The sequence below is a fragment of the Microbispora sp. H10949 genome, from assembly GCF_014161435.1.
GTDB classification, from domain to species: domain Bacteria; phylum Actinomycetota; class Actinomycetes; order Streptosporangiales; family Streptosporangiaceae; genus Microbispora; species Microbispora triticiradicis.
This window is the reverse complement of the sequence record NZ_JABBWZ010000007.1, coordinates 407,072-425,382: the sequence shown is the minus strand read 5'-3', so window position 1 is coordinate 425,382 and position 18,311 is coordinate 407,072. Positions and strand designations below refer to the sequence as shown.

The 18,311-nt window shown below is 71.4% G+C and carries 15 protein-coding genes; 8 read left to right on the top strand and 7 right to left on the bottom strand.

All coding sequences use genetic code 11. The features are described 5' to 3' along the window. Positions 1 to 19: 19 nt before the first annotated feature. Positions 20 to 2,011 (bottom strand): NYN domain-containing protein, encoded by a 1,992-nt coding sequence (locus HHX40_RS36945; RefSeq protein WP_310738216.1) that lies wholly within the window; start codon positions 2,009 to 2,011, stop codon positions 20 to 22. Between the two features lie 229 nt (positions 2,012 to 2,240). Continuing rightward, the gene (locus HHX40_RS21265) at positions 2,241 to 5,129 is read right to left on the bottom strand and encodes a sigma-70 family RNA polymerase sigma factor (RefSeq protein ID WP_182881976.1); all 2,889 of its coding nucleotides are present in this window, start codon (positions 5,127 to 5,129) and stop codon (positions 2,241 to 2,243) included. A 140-nt stretch (positions 5,130 to 5,269) separates the two neighbouring features. Between HHX40_RS21265 and HHX40_RS21260 the strand changes: the two genes are divergently transcribed. After that, positions 5,270 to 5,812: an orotate phosphoribosyltransferase gene (locus tag HHX40_RS21260; protein WP_111700374.1), complete on the top strand. Its 543-nt coding sequence runs from the start codon at positions 5,270 to 5,272 to the stop codon at positions 5,810 to 5,812. Here HHX40_RS21260 and HHX40_RS21255 read toward each other — a convergent pair. Beyond that, complete coding sequence (locus HHX40_RS21255; RefSeq protein WP_182881975.1) at positions 5,784 to 6,230, bottom strand: hypothetical protein; 447 nt, start codon at positions 6,228 to 6,230, stop codon at positions 5,784 to 5,786. The two genes, HHX40_RS21260 and HHX40_RS21255, sit on opposite strands and share 29 nt — an antisense overlap. 79 nt (positions 6,231 to 6,309) lie before the next feature. After that, the gene (locus HHX40_RS21250; RefSeq protein ID WP_310738215.1) at positions 6,310 to 7,014 is read right to left on the bottom strand and encodes a DedA family protein; all 705 of its coding nucleotides are present in this window, start codon (positions 7,012 to 7,014) and stop codon (positions 6,310 to 6,312) included. Between the two features lie 177 nt (positions 7,015 to 7,191). Between HHX40_RS21250 and fbaA the strand changes: the two genes are divergently transcribed. From fbaA to HHX40_RS21230, 4 genes are all read left to right on the top strand, one after another. Next, complete coding sequence (gene fbaA / locus HHX40_RS21245; RefSeq protein WP_111700371.1) at positions 7,192 to 8,214, top strand: class II fructose-bisphosphate aldolase; 1,023 nt, start codon at positions 7,192 to 7,194, stop codon at positions 8,212 to 8,214. Positions 8,215 to 8,315: 101 nt separating this feature from the next. Continuing rightward, positions 8,316 to 8,738 carry a DUF3151 domain-containing protein gene (locus HHX40_RS21240; protein ID WP_111700370.1) on the top strand — a complete coding sequence of 141 codons (423 nt, stop codon included), beginning with the start codon at positions 8,316 to 8,318 and terminating at the stop codon, positions 8,736 to 8,738. Positions 8,739 to 8,925: 187 nt separating this feature from the next. Continuing rightward, positions 8,926 to 10,209 (top strand): adenylosuccinate synthase, encoded by a 1,284-nt coding sequence (locus HHX40_RS21235; protein ID WP_111700369.1) that lies wholly within the window; start codon positions 8,926 to 8,928, stop codon positions 10,207 to 10,209. A 73-nt stretch (positions 10,210 to 10,282) separates the two neighbouring features. Then, a complete protein-coding gene (locus HHX40_RS21230; RefSeq protein ID WP_182881974.1) occupies positions 10,283 to 11,212 on the top strand; it encodes a glycerophosphodiester phosphodiesterase family protein in 930 nt (309 codons plus the stop codon). A gap of 252 nt (positions 11,213 to 11,464) precedes the next feature. Here HHX40_RS21230 and HHX40_RS21225 read toward each other — a convergent pair whose 3' ends face one another. The 3 genes from HHX40_RS21225 to HHX40_RS21215 all read right to left on the bottom strand — a co-directional run bounded on the left by HHX40_RS21225 (position 11,465) and on the right by HHX40_RS21215 (position 14,165). Continuing rightward, entirely contained in the window at positions 11,465 to 11,683 is a 219-nt protein-coding gene (locus tag HHX40_RS21225; RefSeq protein WP_182881973.1) for a ferredoxin, read from the bottom strand. A 21-nt stretch (positions 11,684 to 11,704) separates the two neighbouring features. Then, complete coding sequence (locus HHX40_RS21220) at positions 11,705 to 12,901, bottom strand: cytochrome P450 (protein WP_182881972.1); 1,197 nt, start codon at positions 12,899 to 12,901, stop codon at positions 11,705 to 11,707. Between the two features lie 145 nt (positions 12,902 to 13,046). Further along, positions 13,047 to 14,165, bottom strand: coding sequence for a magnesium and cobalt transport protein CorA (locus tag HHX40_RS21215; protein WP_182881971.1), 1,119 nt, complete (start codon positions 14,163 to 14,165; stop codon positions 13,047 to 13,049). Between the two features lie 381 nt (positions 14,166 to 14,546). Between HHX40_RS21215 and purD the strand changes: the two genes are divergently transcribed. The 3 genes from purD (at position 14,547) to murA (ending at position 18,143) form a co-directional block, all read left to right on the top strand. Continuing rightward, positions 14,547 to 15,788, top strand: a complete 1,242-nt coding sequence (gene purD, locus HHX40_RS21210) for a phosphoribosylamine--glycine ligase (RefSeq protein ID WP_182881970.1) — start codon at positions 14,547 to 14,549, stop codon at positions 15,786 to 15,788. Positions 15,789 to 15,802: 14 nt separating this feature from the next. Further along, on the top strand, positions 15,803 to 16,690 hold the full coding sequence (locus HHX40_RS21205) for a phosphoribosylaminoimidazolesuccinocarboxamide synthase (protein ID WP_220499416.1): 888 nt from the start codon (positions 15,803 to 15,805) through the stop codon (positions 16,688 to 16,690). Between the two features lie 175 nt (positions 16,691 to 16,865). After that, positions 16,866 to 18,143 (top strand): UDP-N-acetylglucosamine 1-carboxyvinyltransferase, encoded by a 1,278-nt coding sequence (gene murA, locus HHX40_RS21200; RefSeq protein WP_182881968.1) that lies wholly within the window; start codon positions 16,866 to 16,868, stop codon positions 18,141 to 18,143. Positions 18,144 to 18,311: the final 168 nt, after the last annotated feature.

The following is an 18,311-nucleotide window of genomic DNA, read 5'->3' as shown; positions in this document are numbered from 1 at the left end:
CGGGGGTCAGCGACGAGGGTTAGCGGCGGGCCCGCTCCAGAGCGTCCCAGAAGCCGCGCCGCAGCGCGTGCCGGACCTCGTCGTGGAGGAGGAAGTCGATCGGGAGCGACGACCCCTGCAGGAGCCTGGCCTCCAGGTCGGACGGCATGCGGGGCTTCCGGGCGAGCACCGCCTCCAGCCAGAGCGCGGGAGCGTCCCTGGCCACCGACTCGCCGAAGTCGTGTCCCTCCTTGTGCGCGGCCTGCACCGCCTCGGCCAGCGTGGTGGTGCCCCCGGGCTGCATCGGCACCGGCGCGGGCTGCGGACCCGTGTACGGCCCGAGCTGGGAGGGCGGGTAACCGACGGGTCCGGAGGCGTACTGGCTGTTCAGCGGGGTCGTCGGCGGCGCCTGACCCGCGGGCGGCGCCGGCGGAGCCGGCAGCGGCATCGACGGAGGCGGCATGGACGGGGACGGCGGAACCGGACGCTGCTGCGGCTGACCCGGCGACTGCTGAGGCTCCAGCGGATAGCCGTTGTACGCAGGAGGGGACGGCTGCGCCGCCGGACGGGCGTGCCCGGAGGATCGGCCGCCGCCGTGGGCACCGGAGCCGTGCGCGCCCGAGCTGTGGGTTCCCGAACTGTGCGCTTCCGAGCTGTGCGCTTCCGAACTGTGCGTTTCCGAGCCCTGCGCGCCCGGACCATGAGCACCGGAACCATGGGCACCGGGCCCCTGAGCCCCGGAACCATGTGCCCCGGAACCATGGGCACCGATCCCATGGGCACCGGAACCGAACGCACCCGCGCCCTGGGCACCGGAATCCTGCGCACCGGACCCGAGGCCGCCCGACGAGTGATCGCCGGACGGGTAACCCCCCGGCGTGTGGCCGCCGGGCGTGTGGCCGCCCGGCCCCGCGGTGCCGGACGCGTGCGCACCGGACCCCTGGGCGCCGGACCCGGACGCGTGGCTGCCGGACGAGTGAGCGCCCGTGCTGTGGGCCCCGCCGCCGAGCGACCCGCCCAGCGACGACCCGCCCAGCGACGATCCTCCATGCGACGCCGGACCGAGCGATCCCGAGTCGCGCGAACCGGTGCCATGCGAACCGGTGCCGTGCGAACCGGCACTGTGCGACCCCGTGCCGTGTGACCCGGAGCCGTGGGAGCCGCCGCTCTGCGGCAGCCCGTCGGATGCCGGCGTGCCAGATGCCGGAAGACCCGGCGTCGGAGTGTCCGGCGACGAGGTGCCCGGCGTCGAGGCGCCGTGTGCGCCCGAACTCCGTGAGCCGGAGCCGTACGAGGCGTTGTCGTGCCCGCCGGAGGCGGGAAGGCCGGGAGTGTGCGAGCCGAGGATGTAGCCGGCCTGTGACTGCGAACCGTACTGCTGCGAACCCTGCGGGTGGGAGCCGTTGGCGTGGGCGACGACGCCGTTGCCGTGGTGCTGGCCGTTACCCGCTGTGAGCTGGTGTTGCCCGTTGCCGCTGTTGAGGCTCGTGTCCGCCGCGGTCGACAGGGTGACGTACGACCGCAGGTGCGCGCCCGCGATCTCCACGAGGTCGTCGCACTCCTGGCGCAGGGTGCGCGCGGCGGACCAGGCGCCGTCCGCGGCCAGTTGCATGACGGTCACCCGGACGCCGAGATCCTGCGCGTCGCTCACCACCTGGGTGAGGTCCTCGTCACCGCTGACCACGACCGCGTCGCAGACGGCGTTGTTGCGGGCCAGGGTCATCAGGTCCCGGTGGACCTGGGCGTCCACGCCCTCCCGGCGGCCCGGACGGATGCGCCCGAGGCGGAGCTTGAGACCGGGGATGTCGGCCAGCACGTCGTGCTCGGGCGTCCGGCGGCCCTCGACGGTCGCCTCGTACCAGTAACAGCGCAGCAACGGCAGGCCGGTGCGCTCTCGCGACAGGTTCGTCAGGAACCGCAACAGCCCCGGATAGTCCCAGGAGACTGCCTCGCGATGGCGAGTCCCATGGACGGCCATCGCGCCGTCCGCCAGCAGGTAGCCGGCGTCAACGAACAGCGCGCAGCGATCCACGCGACACCGCCCTTCCTTACGTGGCTCTCTCAGGGTAGTCAAGCGTGTGTTCCCGCGAGGGTGATTCCCGGCGATTCAACCCTCGCCCCCAGGTGGGAGATCGGGACGTCCGCGGCCCCTGGAATCGGAAGCGTTCACGCCGACCGTACCAGTTTGTCCAGGTATTACCTGCCACTCATTCGTTATCGGTCACCTTCGGAAAAAGCTCCCCTCGGGGAGGCGGAATATGTCAGGACCATGTTCTCGCGCTCACGACCGCGACCCCGAAGAAGGCCGGCTCCCGCCTGGTCGCGAGACGCAGCGTGGGGCGGCGTCCCAGCAGCGTGTGGAGGGAGTCCACCGCGACACCGCCGGTGGCTCCGGTGGCTCCCGTGGGGAGGGCACCCGCCTCCCCTCGGTCCTCGCCACGACCCCGGCCGCCGGTGGTGGCGAGCCCGGCCCTGACCCCCTCGGCGTTCCACACCATCAGGTCGATCCGCGCCGGGGCGCCGCCGGGGGCCAGGCCGTCGAGCGGGATCCGCAGCGCCTCCTCCTCGGTCCCCACGACGGCCGCGGCGTCCAGCACCACCACCCGCGTGTACGGCTGGCGCTCGTCCACGGCCAGCATCACCAGGCCCCACGCGGCGTGCCGGACCGTCCCCGTACGCGCCGGGGCCGCCCCGGCGACCCACCAGCGTCCCCCGCCCGCGGCCCGGACGAGGGACGTGACGTCGGCGAACGCCTGGTAACCGGGACCCGTGGGCAGGTTCCGCCGCGCGATCTCGGCCGCGCGCACGGTGACGTACGCCGGGCTGCCCGGCGCGCGCACCCGGACGTCCCCGGTGGGCTCCGCCCGCCTGCCGTCCGCCGACCAGTAGAGCCCGGCCCACAGCACCCGGCCGGCCCCGGGCAGAGCGAGATCGGCGCAACTCGACGTCGGCGTCGAGTCGTCCGCGTCGAGGTCGACGGGCACACTGACGCCCGGGCCACGACCAGGAGCGGTGGAGGCGGCGGTGCCCACGAGCGTGTTGCCGACGACCCGCGTGACCAGACGGCCGTCCGCGGCGAACCGGGCCGCCACACCCGACCCGCGTACTCCCGCCGTCGATCGGGCGGCGGCCTCCGTCCGCCCCGAGCGGACCCGGACCGTGAACGCCCTATCCGTGGGCGCGTCCGCGGCCACGGCCACCTTCAGGAAGATCGCGGTCACCTCCCCGGCCGCCAGCGGCCCACGGGCGCAGCGCACGACCCGGCCCTCCGCCGTGCAGGTCCAGCCGTCCCCCGTGCCGGCGTCCCCTTTCGCGCGCCCGTCCTGTTCCCCGCCCCGATGCCCGCCTCGATGCCCGCCGGAAGCCGCGTACCGGCTCCGGGCCACGAACCTGACTCCCGGCGGGAGGGTCACGGTCGCGACGACCTCGTCCTTCCCTTCCCGGCTCTCCCCCTCCGTGGCTGCGCGGCCCGCGTCGCGCAGCCGTACGGCGACGAGCCCCGGCTGCCCGCGCAGCAGGGCGCCGAGCGGGTCGACGGCGACGACCGGCCCGGCCTCCCCGCTCCTCCCGGCACGGCTCACCGTGCCGGGGTGCGGGGTCCGCGCCGCGTGCCGCCTCCCGGTCTTCTCGTCGCCGCCGGGCCGGGTGCTCCGTCCGGCGTGCTCCGCACGATCCCGGACGTCGGCGCGGGCCTGCCCGGGAACCCGCTGACGCACCTCCTGGCGGGTGGGGAACTGCTGGTGCGCCTGCCGGCGGCCCTGGTCGCGGTCCGTCTCGTACGGAACCCGGGGAACCCGCCGGCGCACCCGCTGCCGTTCCGGGGCCGAGACGCGGCCCTCCTGCGCCGTATCCCCTTGGGCGACGCCCTCCTGCGCCGTACTCCCTTCCTGCATCGGGGCGTGCCCCGCGTTCACCCGGACATCGGAGGAGTGACGGGGAGCCGGAGGCCACCCGGTGTGCCCTCGGCTGTCATGGGGCGGCGGGACCGGGTCGTCCGGCCGGGCCGGCTCCGGCATCGCGGCCGTCCCGGCCGGTGTCGCGGAGCCGACCGGCTCGCCCGTCCGGCCCGGTGACCCCGAGACGCTCACCGGAAGCACGCTCGCCGGCTCGGCGACGAGCAGGAAGGCCGCCGTCGCCAGGCCGGCCACGGCGATGCCTCCCAGCACCGCGCGGTAGGAGGCCGGCACGCTCTGCACGAGGGCCGGCAGCCGCAGGATGGGCGCCCGCACCCGGTCACCGGCGGCCCCGAGCACCGCGACCGCGCCCGTCCAGACGCTTCGCACGGAGGCCCGGGCCCTGTCGTACAAGGCCCGCAGCACGGCCAGGGGGCTGTCGTCCATTCGGGCACCCGCCCGGACGCCCGCTCTGAAGTCCCCGCCGGGCGCCTGGTCGTGCCGCGTGTGCGCGGCGAGGTCCGCGAGGTAGTCGTCCACGGCCGGCCCCGCGACGAGCTGGCCGACGACGTCCCGCAGCCCCTGCGTGAGGTCCACCATCTCCAGGAAGACCGACCGGCAGTCGATGCACTCGGCGACGTGCCCGTCGACCTCGGCGGCCTCCTGCTTCGGCAGGCCGTTCTCCAGGTACCGCAGGATCGTGATGAGGACCGGCCGGCACTCCTCGCGCGGGCCGCCGTCCAGGCGCAGCCGCACGTACGCCTCCCGCAGCGCGCGGCGGGCCCTCCCGGTGAGCTCGACGGTCGCCCTTCCCGAGAGCCCGAGCAGCGGCCCCGCCTCCGCCGGGTCGGCGCCCTCGACCTCCACATGCCACAGCACCATGCGCCAGCGCTCCGGCAACGAGAGATAGGCGCGGGCGAGCGGCGCGCGTTCGAGCCCCTTCAGCTCGGGGTCCACGTAGAGGGAGTCGCCGTCGGCCAGGTCGACCACCCCGGTGGCGGCGTACCGGCGCAGCGACGCCAGCAGATAGGGCCGGAAGGCGGAGGCGGGGCCGCCGCCGCGCCGCACCAGTTCCAGCACCCTCGCGAAGATCTCGACGAGGAGGTTCTCGACCGCCTCCTCACTCTGCGTGAGCTGCCGGGCCAGGGACCGGGCGGCCGTGGAGTGACGCCGGTAGAGCGTTCCGTACGCCGCCGTGTCGCCTCCCCGGACGGCTTCGAGCAGCTCCACGTCGGTAAGCCGGACTTGTCTACGCATTGCGACCTCGCGATTACGATGAGTTGCATCGCCAATCATTCCGCAGTCCGCGTCCTGGCTAAACCGCAGCCAGGTCTTTACTCTGCGTAGCCGTCGGCCCCTGCGAACCGTCCCGCCGGGCCGGCCGTACGCTGAGGCCCATGAGTGACCGCGAGAAGCTGCTGGACGAGATCAAGAACAAGGGCATCGTGCACGGGCGGGTCGTGCTGTCCTCGGGCAAGGAGGCCGACTGGTACGTCGACCTGCGCCGCATCACCCTCGACGGCGTGGCGGCGCCACTGGTGGGCCGGGTCATGCTGGACCTCACCGAGGATCTCGGCTACGAGGCGGTCGGCGGCCTGACGCTGGGCGCGGACCCCGTGGCGACGGCGATGCTGCACGCGGCGGCGGCCCGGGGCCGCGCGCTCGACGCGTTCGTCGTCCGCAAGGCGGGCAAGGCCCACGGCCTGCAGCGCAGGATCGAGGGCCCCGACGTCGCCGGACGCCGGGTGCTCGCGGTGGAGGACACCACCACCACCGGCGGATCGGTGCTCACCGCCGTGGAGGCGCTGCGCGAGGCGGGCGCGCAGGTCGTGGGCATCGCGACGATCGTGCACCGGGGCGGCGACGAGGCGCTGGCGGCGACCGGGGTGCCCTACCGCTCCGCCTACACGCTCACGGACCTGGGGATCGCCGCACACTGAACGCCTGCCGCTCGCCGGGCGGCCCGGGGGACCTGGCGGCTCCGTTCGTGAACACCTCGACCGTGCTCGCGTCGTCCAGGACGACGTCGAGTTCGGGGTCGAAGTAGGACGCCTGCTCGCCCCGGGCCAGGTCCCGGTCGACCAGCACGTCGCCGCCCGGCACCCGGACGAACACCGGGCACCGGTCGGCCTGGCACACCACCCGTACGGTGGGCACGCTGGGCGGGGACGCCGCCGCGGAGGGCCGGGCCGCCGGGGACGAGGACGCGACGGCCGCGGGGTCCCCGGACTGCCCTGATCCGAACGTCGAGAACAGCGCCCTGCCGCCGATCACGATCACGGCGAGCAGCAGCACTACCGCCAGGCCGACGAGTGCCAGCCTCGCGATTCCGAGGGGATCAGACCTGTGGCGTCCCACAACCCGGAGAGTAGCGGCTGTGCGGGAGGTTCAGTGCTGACCTGTCGCTTGTCATCAGGCATTCATCGCCGGGCCCGCGTCAGACGCCGGGGTGGTTCCGCTGCTCCACGCCGGCGTGGTGGCGGCCCTTCGGCACGACGACGGCGGCCCGGCGGCTCTTCATCACTTCACGCACGATGGGGATGATCGACAGGACGATGACGACGAATACGCCGGGAAGGATGTACTTGTCGATGCCCTCGACCTTGCTGCCGAGGAAATAACCGAGCAGCAGCAGCGCCTCGACCCAGACGACGCCGCCGACGACGTTCCAGACGAAGAACCGGCGCGCGTCCATCTCCAGGACGCCGGCCACGGGATTCATGAAGGTGCGGACGATCGGCATGAACCGCGCGACGACCACGGCCTTCGCCGGGCCGAACTTCTCGAAGTAGTGCTCCGCCTTCTCGACGTGCTCTCTCTTGAACAGCCGGGAATCCGGCTTGTCGAACATCCTCCGGCCCACCTTCGCGCCCAGGAAGTGGCCCAGCTGCGCCCCCGCGATCGCGGCCAGCGGCGCGCCGACCAGCAGGGCCGGCAGTGACAGCGGCGCGATCCCGAACCCCTGGGCGGCCGCGACGGTACTGAAAATTCCAGCGGTCACGAGCAGCGAGTCACCGGGCAGGAAGAACCCGACGAGCAGCCCCGTCTCCGCGAACACGATGGCGATGACGCCGATCGTGGCGAAGGCGCCGAGCATTCCCAGCCACCACTTCGGGTCAAGAAGGTCCAAGAGCACGTCCACGGCCCGAGCCTACCTGTCCGGGATGAGATGAGACTGAGAAGAGACAACGGCTGTGGAAAACCCGGGTCGCGCAATGACCGCGGCTTTCGGCGGCCTCCACCCGGCCCGGCTTTCCGGATCGGCCCGGCCTTCGGGATACTGGCCACGCCGCATACCGTCAGAAGGAGATGACTTCGCATGCCTATCGCGACTCCAGAGGTCTACGCCGAGATGTTCGACCGCGCCAAAGCGGGCGGTTTCGCGTACCCGGCGATCAACGTGACCTCGTCGCAGACCCTGCACGCCGCGCTGCGCGGCTTCGCGGAGGCGGAGAGCGACGGGATCATCCAGGTGTCGACCGGAGGGGCTGAGTTCCTTTCCGGCACCACCGTGAAGGACATGGTCACCGGGTCGGTGGCGTTCGCCGAGTTCGCCCGTGTGGTGGCCGAGAAGTACCCGGTGACGGTCGGTCTGCACACCGACCACTGCCCGAAGGACAAGCTGGGCTCTTTCGTCCGCCCGCTGCTGGAGATCTCCGCCGAGCGCGTCGCGCGCGGCCAGGACCCGCTGTTCCAGTCGCACATGTGGGACGGCTCCGCCGTGCCGCTGGACGAGAACCTCCAGATCGCCAGCGAGCTGCTGGACAAGACCGCCGCCGCCAAGGTGATCCTCGAGATCGAGATCGGCGTCGTCGGCGGCGAGGAGGACGGCGTCGTCGGCGAGATCAACGAGAAGCTCTACACGACGCCGGAGGACGCGCTGGCCGTCGCCGAGACCCTCGGCCTGGGCGAGCGGGGCCGCTACATCGTGGCCGCCACCTTCGGCAACGTGCACGGCGTCTACAAGCCGGGTCACGTGAAGCTCCGTCCGAGCGTGCTCAAGGAGATCCAGGAGGCCGTCGGCGCGAAGTACGGCAAGGAGAAGCCGTTCGCCCTCGTCTTCCACGGCGGCTCCGGCTCGGCCATGGAGGAGATCCACGAGTCGATCTCGTACGGCGTGGTGAAGATGAACATCGACACCGACACGCAGTACGCCTTCACCCGTCCGATCGTGGACCACGTGTTCCGCAACTACGACGGCGTGCTGAAGATCGACGGCGAGGTCGGCAACAAGAAGGCCTACGACCCGCGCGCGTACGGCAAGCTGGCCGAGGCCGGCATGGCGCAGCGCATCGTCGAGGCCTGCCAGCACCTCAAGTCCGCGGGCACCAAGCTCAAGTAGCGGGCGGACCGGCGGGAACTGAAGATCATTCTCGTATCGATCTTCCGTTCCCGCCGGCCGGACCATACCCTTCGGGCTGTTCGGCAGGTAAGACTGTGCTCATGGAAACGCACGAGAACCTCCTTGCCGGCCCGCCGCCCACCCTGCTGCCCGACAACGCCGAGGCGCGGCAGATGCTCGAGTCGGGCGCCAAGGCGGCCGACGTGGCCGCGCGCTTCCCCGCCTACTCCGCGGCCTGGGGCGCACTCGCCGACGACTACTTCGCCTCCGGCCACGCCGTCACCTCGTACGCGTTCGCCCGGACGGGCTACCACCGGGGCCTCGACCAGCTTCGCCGCGCGGGCTGGAAGGGCCACGGCCCGATCCCCTGGGAGCACGAGCCGAACCAGGGGTTCCTGCGCTGCCTGAACGCCCTGGCCCGGGCCGCCCACGCGATCGGCGAGAAGGACGAGGCCGAGCGCTGCGCCCAGTTCCTGCGCGACAGCAGCACGGCCGCCGCGGAGGCGCTCGCCACGGCCTCCTGACGGCCCGGGAACGACGACTCGGGAACGACGGCCCGGGAACACAGCGGCACGCGAGGGCCGGCGAGGCTCCGTCTCGCGAGTTAAGACGCCGTTCACCCACGGCGCGGCCCTCGGGTAGTCTCTGTGTGCAAGAGGCCCCTGCCGCGCTTGCGCCAGGGGCTTTCGTCGTGGTTCGGGAGATTTGACCATGCCGGCTGTCGTTCTCGTTGGTGCCCAGTGGGGCGATGAGGGCAAGGGGAAGGCCACCGACCTGCTCGGTGGTGACGTCGACTACGTCGTCCGTTACCAGGGCGGCAACAACGCGGGTCATACCGTGGTGATCGGCGACCAGAAATACGCCCTGCACCTGCTGCCGACCGGGGTGCTCTCGCCGGACGTCGTACCGGTGATCGGCAACGGGGTGGTCGTCGACCCGGGCGTCCTGCTCTCCGAGATCGACGGGCTGGCCGAGCGCGGCATCTCCTGCGAGCGGCTGCTGATCTCCGCGAGCGCGCACCTGATCATGCCCCAGCACAAGGCGATCGACAAGGTCAGCGAGCGTTTCCTCGGCAAGGCCAAGATCGGCACGACCGGCCGCGGCATCGGCCCGGCGTACGGCGACAAGATCTACCGCATGGGCATCCGGGTGCAGGACCTGCTCGACCCGGGCATCCTCGGCAAGAAGATCGAGGCCGCGGTCGGCGAGAAGAACCAGGTCCTCACCAAGATCTACAACCGCAGGGGCCTCGACCCGGCCAAGGTGCTGGAGGAGTACCTCGGCTACGCCGAGCGGCTGCGCCCGCACATCGCCGACACCTCGCTGGTGCTCTCGCAGGCGCTCGACCAGGACAAGGTCGTGCTGCTCGAAGGCGGGCAGGGCACGCTGCTCGACATCGACCACGGCACCTATCCCTTCGTGACCTCCAGCTCCCCCACCTCGGGCGGCGCCTGCGCCGGCTCCGGCATCCCGCCGACCCGGCTGACCAGGATCATCGGCATCCTCAAGGCGTACACCACGCGGGTGGGCTCCGGGCCGTTCCCCACCGAACTGCTGGACGAGCAGGGCGAGTGGCTGCGCCAGACGGGCGGCGAGTACGGCGTGACCACCGGCCGCGACCGCCGCTGCGGCTGGTTCGACGCGGTCATCGCGCGGTACGCCACCCGGATCAACGGCGTGACCGACTTCTTCCTGACCAAGCTCGACGTGCTGTCCGGGCTGGAGCGCATCCCGGTCTGCGTCGCGTACGACGTCGACGGCACGCGCCACGACGAGATCCCCATGACGCAGACCGAGTTCCACCACGCCACGCCGGTCTACGAGGAGCTGCCCGGCTGGCAGGAGGACATCACCGGCGCCAAGACGTTCGAGGACCTGCCGCCGAACGCGCAGGCGTACGTCAGGGCGCTGGAGGAGATGAGCGGCGCCCCGATCTCGGCCATCGGCGTGGGCCCCGGCCGCACCCAGACCATCCAGATTCGCCCGCTGATCTGATGGTTCGTGGCGTACGCGCCGGGAACCGGGGGATCACCCGCGTCACCCCCGCGGGGCGGTAGGGTACGCCGCTGTGCACGGATACGTTGAGCTGCACGGGCACCGTGGAGCACGAGGGCTGCGGCCCGAGAACACGCTGCCCGGCCTGGCCTTCGCGCTGGAGCTCGGGGTCGACGCCTTGGAGTTCGACGTCGCCATGTCGGCCGACGGGCAGCTCGTGCTCACCCACGACCTGCACGTCTCCCCCGTGACCAGCGCGGACACCGGCATGGCCACGCCGGGGGACGAGATGTTCCCGTACGTCGGCAAGCCGGTCGTCGCGCTCACGCTGCCGCAGCTGCGGACCCTCGACGTCGGCGTACGGCTGCCGCAACGGCCGGAAGACCGCTTCGCGCTCACGCAGGTGCCGTTGCCGGACACCCGGATGCCCACGCTCGGCGCGGTGCTCGGCCTGGTCGGCGCTCTCGGCGCCGACGACGTGCGGCTGAACGTGGAGCTCAAGTCCGACCCGGTCCGTCCGGACCTGTGCCCGGACCCTCGGCGGTTCGTGACGGAGGTCGTCCGCGAGCTCGACCGGCACGACCGGCTCTCCAGGTCGGCCCTGCTCAGCTTCGACTGGCGGCTCCTGGAGATCGCCGGGCCGCTGATCGAGCGGCGGTACGCCCTCGTGGAGCGCGACACGATGACGCCGGAGTGGATGAACGGCATCCGCCTCACCGAGGTGGGCGGCGACCTCGCGGCGGCCGCCGCCGCGGTGGGCGCGACGACCCTGTCCCCCGACCGGGTGCTCGTCGACGAGGCGCTGATTGCCGGGGCGGCGCGGCAGGGCCTGCCCGTCGTGGTCTGGACGGTCAACGAGCCCGACGAGGCGGCCCGGCTCATCGACCTGGGCGTGGCCGGCGTCGTCACCGACTACCCCGACCGCATGCGCCGGTTGTGGAAGGCACGGGGGCTGCCGCTGCCCCGGCCGGTCAGCCCGTTGCGCCCGGTGGGAGCGCCGTAAGAGACCCTGCCGTGAGGGACCCTGCCGTTAAGGGACGTGGGAAGAGCCCCGCCGAGGCTCCTCTACTGAGGGGCTGAGACGGGGCTCCAGGGTCACCCACAAGAATGGCTTTCACAGCCACTTACCAGACAACCTCATCGCAGGGTGCGCGTCAAGTAGCTGACCGTCACCCCGTCCTGCGTGTCGCGCCGGGCCGGTCGCCGCTCGCTCCTCGGCGTACTCGATCGGCTCGGCCTACTCGATCGGCTCGGCCTACTCGATCGACCCGGCCGCATCTGTCGTGTCGAGCGAGAGGGCGCCGGACGGGCAGAGCTGGACGGCTCTGCGCACCGCCGCCGCCAGTTCGGCCGGCGGCTCGGGGTCGAGAATCTCGACCGTTCCGTCGTCCTCGCTCTGGTCGAAGACCTGGGGCAGCGTGAGCGCGCACATCCCCGCTCCGACGCACCGTTCGAGATCAGCCTTGATCTTCATCGTTTCCTCCCGCGCATCGCCTCACCAGAGCACCGGCAGGCGGCGTACCCCGTAGACCGCCGAGGTGGCCCGCATCGGCACCTCCTCCGGCGGCACGGCCAGGCGCAGGCCGGGGAACCGGCGCAGCAGGGCCGGATAGGCGATCCGCATCTCGACGCGCGCGAGCTGCTGGCCCAGGCACTGATGGATGCCGTGGCCGAAGCTCAGGTGGCCCTGGGCCGACCGGGTCACGTCGAGCGTGTCGCCGCCCTCGAACCGCTCGGGGTCGCGGTTGGCCGCCCCCAGCGACAGGGTCACCGACTCCCCGGCCCTGACCAGGGTGCCGCCGATCTCGACATCCTCCAGGGCCGTACGGGTGGGCCCGATGTGCAGGATGCTGAGGTAGCGCAGCAGCTCCTCCACCGCGTTCTCCACCGCGCCCGGGTCGTCCCGCACGACGGCGAGCTGCCGGGGGTTCGTCAGCAGCGCGAAGGTGCCGAGGCCGAGCATGTTCGCCGTCGTCTCGTGGCCCGCGATGAGCAGCAGCAGACCCATGCCGGCGATCTCGGCGTCCGTCAGCTCCCCGGAGGCGGTCAGGCCGCTCAGCATGTCGTCGCCCGGGTCCTTCCTCTTGGCGGCGACGAGAGCGCCCAAATAGGCGAGCAGGTCGTCCCTCGCCGCCGTGATCTCGTCGGTCGAGGCCTCGAGATCGAGGATCACCGACGAGTCGTGCTGGAACTTCTCCCTGTCCTCGTACGGCACGCCCAGCATCTCGCAGATGACCAGCGACGGGATGGGCAGCGCGAAGGACCTGACGAGGTCGGCCGGGGCGCCCTCGCGCTCCATGGCGTCGAGGCGGCTTTCGGTGATGTCGTGGATACGCGGTTCGAGCTGCTTCATCCGCCGCACGGTGAACTGGCCCGTCAGCAACCTCCGGTACCGGGTGTGGTCGGGAGGGTCCATCTGCAGGAAGAACCCCGGCTGCAGGGGCCCCCGGCGGAGCTCCACCCGCTGGGGAAGCGCCGAGTGCATCAGTTCGGGCCGGCTGCTGAAGCGGGCGTCGGCGAGGATGGCGCGGGACTCGGCGTAACCGGTCGCCAGCCAGCCCTCGTGCCCGTCCCCGTACATCATCCGCTGGAGCGGCGCCTCCGCGCGGCGGCGCGTCAGCTCGTCCGGCGGGTCGAAAGTACGCTCACGCGCGAGGGGAAAGATGGACAACCGGGGTGTCGCCTCTGTCATGACACGCTCCTGTGGAAGTGGAAACGGTCGATGTGCGCGAGCGGCCCGCTCTCCCCCACCTAACAACATCATCTGACATATCGCAATGACCGATGCCCAGAGTCGGGCTCAGCCGGCCCCAATTGACAAAGCAGGAGAAAACAGATCAGAGCCAGCCGTTGCGACGGAACGCCCGATGCAGGAGCGTGCAGGCGACGACCATGACACCCAGCACCAGCGGGTAGCCGTACACCGCCTTGACCTCGGGCATGTGCTCGAAGTTCATGCCGTAGATGCCGGCGATCATCGTGGGCACCGAGATGATCGCGACCCAGGACGAGATCTTGCGCATGTCCTCGTTGGCGAGCGCGTTCGAGCGCGCCAGCGCGGCCTGCAGGATCGAGTCCGACAGTTCGTTGGAGGCCTGCACCTGCTCGCACACCCGGGAGAGGTGGTCGCCGACGTCGCGGAAGTACTCGCGCATCTCCGAGGGGATGCTGCGCCGCTGGGGAAGGGCGTTGAAGGGGGTCTGGAGCGGTCCCACGGCCCGCTTGAGCTCCAGCATCTCCCGCTTGAGCTGGTAGATGCGGTTGATGTCCCGGGAGCTGACCTCGGCGAACACCGCCGCCTCGACCTCTTCGAGCTCCGCCTGCATCAGGTCGGCGACCTGGAGATACTTGTCCACCACGTGGTCGGCGATGGCGTGCAGCACACCCGCCGGGCCCCGGCTGATCAGCTTCGGCTTCGACTCCAGCTTCTCGCGGACGTCGCCGAGCGGGCAGTACCGGCCGTGCCGTACGGTCACCACGAAGTCGGGGCCGACGAAGACCATGATCTCGCCGGTGCCGATGATCTCACCGCTCGCCGTCGGCACCTCGCCGTCGAGGAACGCGACGGTCTTGAGCACCACGAACAGCGAGTCGCCGTACCGCTCGACCTTGGGCCGCTGGTGGGCCTTGATGGCGTCCTCCACGGCGAGGGGGTGCAGGCCGAACACCTCGGCGAGCCACTCCACCTCGGGCGCGGCGGGCTCGTGCAGGCCCACCCAGACGTACGCGCCGGGCAGCTCGTTGGCCTCGTTGTGCTCGCGGACCATCCGGACGGCCTCGGGGATGCCGTTCGCGGCGACCTTCTTGCCGCCGATGTACGCGCCGAACTCGACGAGGGAGCTGGCCGGCGGCACGCAGCGGACGACGGCGTCCGCGCTCACCGGCGCGGAGCCGAGGTGCGTGGACAGGACGCGGGTGTGCCTGTTGATGCGGGGGAAAAGCAGAGTGGAGCGCATGGCGGTCCCTTCCCGCCCGAGCCGGCACGCTCTACGCGCGACGTGATGTCACCCCTTCATGCAGGCGTGAGCTGCCCCTCGGGACTCAGTGTCGAAGTGGTCGGGAGTGCGCACGACGTACGTGCGCGAGCACGTACTGACGGGATCACCAGAATTCATCCCAGACCACCTCCAATCACTACGAGACAGCGCGAAGCCTCACCAACCTAGCACACGGCTGCGTGACGCCTGTTCCAGGGTACCGGCGTCAAGACCCTCCGATCATGCACTTCTTGCCAAAAAGGGGTCGGACAAACTGGTCACCCCTGTGTATCCGGCGCCCATCGGCCTGTACGGAGGCCGGACGGCGGAGGACACGGGGAAGACTGCGAGAATGAGCGGGTGCGCGTTCTTGTCATCGGTTCCGGGGGTCGCGAGCACGCTCTGTGCCGGGCCCTGCGGCTGGACCCCTCCGTCGTCGAAGTCCACTGCGCCCCCGGCAACGCCGGCATCGCCGAGGTGGCCACCCTGCACCAGGTCACGCCCACCGACGGCGCGGCGGTGACCGCCCTCGCCGAGCGCCTGGGCGCCGGTCTCGTCGTGATCGGCCCGGAGGCGCCGCTGGTCGCCGGCGTGGCCGACGCGGTCAGGGCCGCGGGCATCCCCTGCTTCGGGCCGTCGGCCGAGGCGGCCGCGGTCGAGGGTTCCAAGGCGTTCGCCAAGGACGTCATGACGGCCGCGGGCGTGCCGACCGCGCGGGCGTACACGTGCGTGACCGAGGAGGAGGCCGCGGCGGCGCTGGACGCCTTCGGCCCTCCGTACGTCGTGAAGGACGACGGCCTGGCCGCGGGCAAGGGCGTGGTCGTGACCGACAGCCGCGAGGAGGCCCTGGAGCACGCGCGGTCGTGCGAGCGGGTGGTGATCGAGGAGTTCCTCGACGGCCCGGAGGTGTCGCTGTTCGCCCTGTGCGACGGGACGAGCGCGGTGGCGCTCCAGCCGGCCCAGGACTTCAAGCGGGCCTACGACGGCGACAAGGGCCCCAACACCGGCGGCATGGGGGCGTACACGCCGCTCCCCTGGGCCCCGGAGGGCCTGCCGGAGCGGGTCATGGCGGAGATCGTGCGGCCGACGGTCGCCGAGATGGCCCGGCGCGGCACGCCGTACACGGGCGTGCTGTACGCGGGGCTGGCCCTGACCGCCGACGGCCCCCGCGTGATCGAGTTCAACGCGCGGTTCGGCGACCCGGAGACCCAGGTCGTGCTCGACCGGCTGGAGACCCCGCTGGGCGGGCTGCTGCTCGCGTGCGCGACCGGAACCCTCGCGGACCATCCGCCGCTGCGCTGGCGCGACGGCGCCGCCGTGACCGTGGTGCTCGCCGCCGAGAACTACCCGGCCGACCCGGCGAAGGGCGACCCCGTCGCGGGGCTTCCCGCGGCGACCGACGAGGCGTACGTGCTGCACGCCGGGACGGCCCTCGACCCGGAGAACCGGCTGGTGTCGAACGGCGGGCGGGTGCTCAACGTGGTCGGGACCGGCGCCGACCTGGCCGAGGCGAGGACGCGGGCCTACGAGGCGCTGGAGCAGATCACCCTGCGCGGCTCCCACCACCGCTCCGACATCGCCCTGACCGCCGCCTCCTCCTGACGCGACCCCTCCTCCTGACGCGACACGGGGTGAGGAGCTGGGAGAATGGCGGGGTGAAGCACCTCCACTCCGGCAAGGTACGCGACCTGTACGAGACCCCCGAGGGGTTGCTGCTGATGGTCGCGTCCGATCGCATCTCGGCCTTCGACTTCGTCCTCGAACCCGGCATCCCCGACAAGGGGGAGATTCTCACCCGGCTGTCGCTGTGGTGGTTCGAGCAGCTCGAGGACGTCGTGCCCAACCACGTCGTCCCGGCCGACGTGCCCGCGGAGTTCGCCGGGCGCGGGGTGCTGTGCCGGAAGCTGCGGATGGTGCCGGTGGAGTGCGTGGCCCGCGGCTACCTCACGGGCTCCGGGCTGACCGACTATCGCAGGGAGGGCGTCGTCTCCGGCGTACGGCTCCCGGAGGGGCTCACCGACGGGTCGCGGCTGCCCGAGCCGATCTTCACGCCGTCGACGAAGGCCCCGATGGGCGAGCACGACGAGCCGATGACGTTCGAGCAGGTCGTGGCCGAGGTGGGCGCGGACGTGGCCGAGCGGCTGCGTGACATCACCCTCGGCGTCTACCGCCGGGGGGCGGAGATCGCCCTGGACCGGGGCATCATCCTGGCCGACACCAAGATCGAGCTGGGCTGGGACTCCGACGGCGTGCTGACCCTGGGGGACGAGGTGCTGACCCCCGACTCGTCGCGCTTCTGGCCGCTGGACCAGTGGGAGCCGGGCCGCTCCCAGCCGTCGTTCGACAAGCAGTTCGTCCGGGACTGGCTGCTGTCGCCCGCGTCGGGCTGGGACAGGGCCTCCGGCGAGGCTCCTCCGCGGCTGCCGGACGAGATCGTCGAGCGCACGCGCGACCGTTACGTGGAGGCGTACGAGCGCCTCACCGGAGAGCGCTTCCGCGCCTGAGTCACAAACGTCACACAAGTCATCTCGTGTGACCTGTTCCCCCGTCTGTTCTGGGGGTAGTTCCTCCCCGAAACGCCCGGGACAGCGGCTACTCTAGGCCGACGCATTCGCCGACGACGTGGCTGCCGGCCGACGCGAGTCCCCCCACTTTTCCCCCAACATAGGAGTCGAATTCATGGTCAGTTACCGCGTGCGCGGTGGCAACGTACTGCGTGGAACCGCCTTCATCCAGGGCGCGAAGAACGCCGTACTGCCCATGATCGGGGCGGCGCTGCTCGCGGCCGAAGGCCGTACGGTGCTCCGCAACGTGCCCGTCATCGAGGACGTGCGCCGGGCGGTCGAGCTCGCCGAGGCCATCGGGGCGAAGGTGGAGTTCCACGAGAGCGAGCGGACGCTCGTCATCGACGCCTCCCGGCTGACCAGCCCGGTCCTGCCCGCCGAGATCGCCCGCCGGTTCCGGGGATCGGTGCTGTTCGTCCCGGCCCTGCTCCACCGCCTCGGCGAGGCGATCATCGAGGGCATCGGCGGCTGCAACCTCGGCAGCCGCAACCTCGACTTCCACTACCTCGGCTACAAGCGCCTCGGCGCGATGGTGGACGAGGGCGAGGCCGTCATCCACATCAAGGCCGGCGGCCTGCTCGGCGCCCCGCTCTATCTCGACACCCCCTCGCACACCGGCACCGAGAACCTGATCATGGCGGCCTCCCTCGCCCGGGGCACCACCGTGATCGAGAACGCGGCGCTCGAACCCGAGGTGCTCGACGTCATCACGATGCTGAGCCGGATGGGGGCGCGCATCCGCGGCGGCGGGACCGGCTTCATCACGGTCGAGGGCGTCGACGAACTGACCGCGGTCGAGCACACGGTGATGCCGGACCGGCTCGACGCGGGCGTGTTCGCCATGGCCGCGGCGATCACCGGCGGCGACGTGAGCCTGGTCGGCGCCTCGCTGGAGCATCTCGGCGTGGTCCGCTGGAAGCTGGAGCAGATGGGCGTCGAGTTCGAGGAGCACGGCGCGGTCCTCCAGGTGCGTCGCGACCGGCCGCTGCGCCCGATCAACGTGATCACCGACACCTACCCCGGCTTCGCGACCGACCTGCAGTCTCCCCTGATGACCGTGGCCTGCCTCGCGGAGGGCTCCAGCTACATCCACGAGCGCATCTTCGACGGCCGCTTCGCGCTCGCGGGCGAGCTCAACAAGATGGGCGCGAACGTCGAGGTGGAGGGGAGCCGCGCGGTGGTGCACGGCCCGACGCCGCTGCACGGCGCCGACGTGACGGCCCACGACCTCAGGTCCGGAATCGCGCTCGTGCTCGCCGGTCTCGCCGCCGAGGGAGAGACGTCGATCGGGTCGGGTTATCTCATCGACCGCGGCCACGGGGCGCTGGCGCAGCGCATGCAGGCGCTTGGCGCTGATGTGGTGCGTGAAATTTCCACTTCGGACGGCCGCTGAGTCCGAAAACCTTTACTAACGCCCTGACCAGGGGGTATCCGGGATATTACGGATGCGGCTCGACCACCCAGAATGGTATTCCGGAAAATCTGGGCGTGACATTACGGCCTTAACCAGCGATCGTTCCAAAGAGAAGCCACAACAACGAGGGCGACGTGGGATGGGACG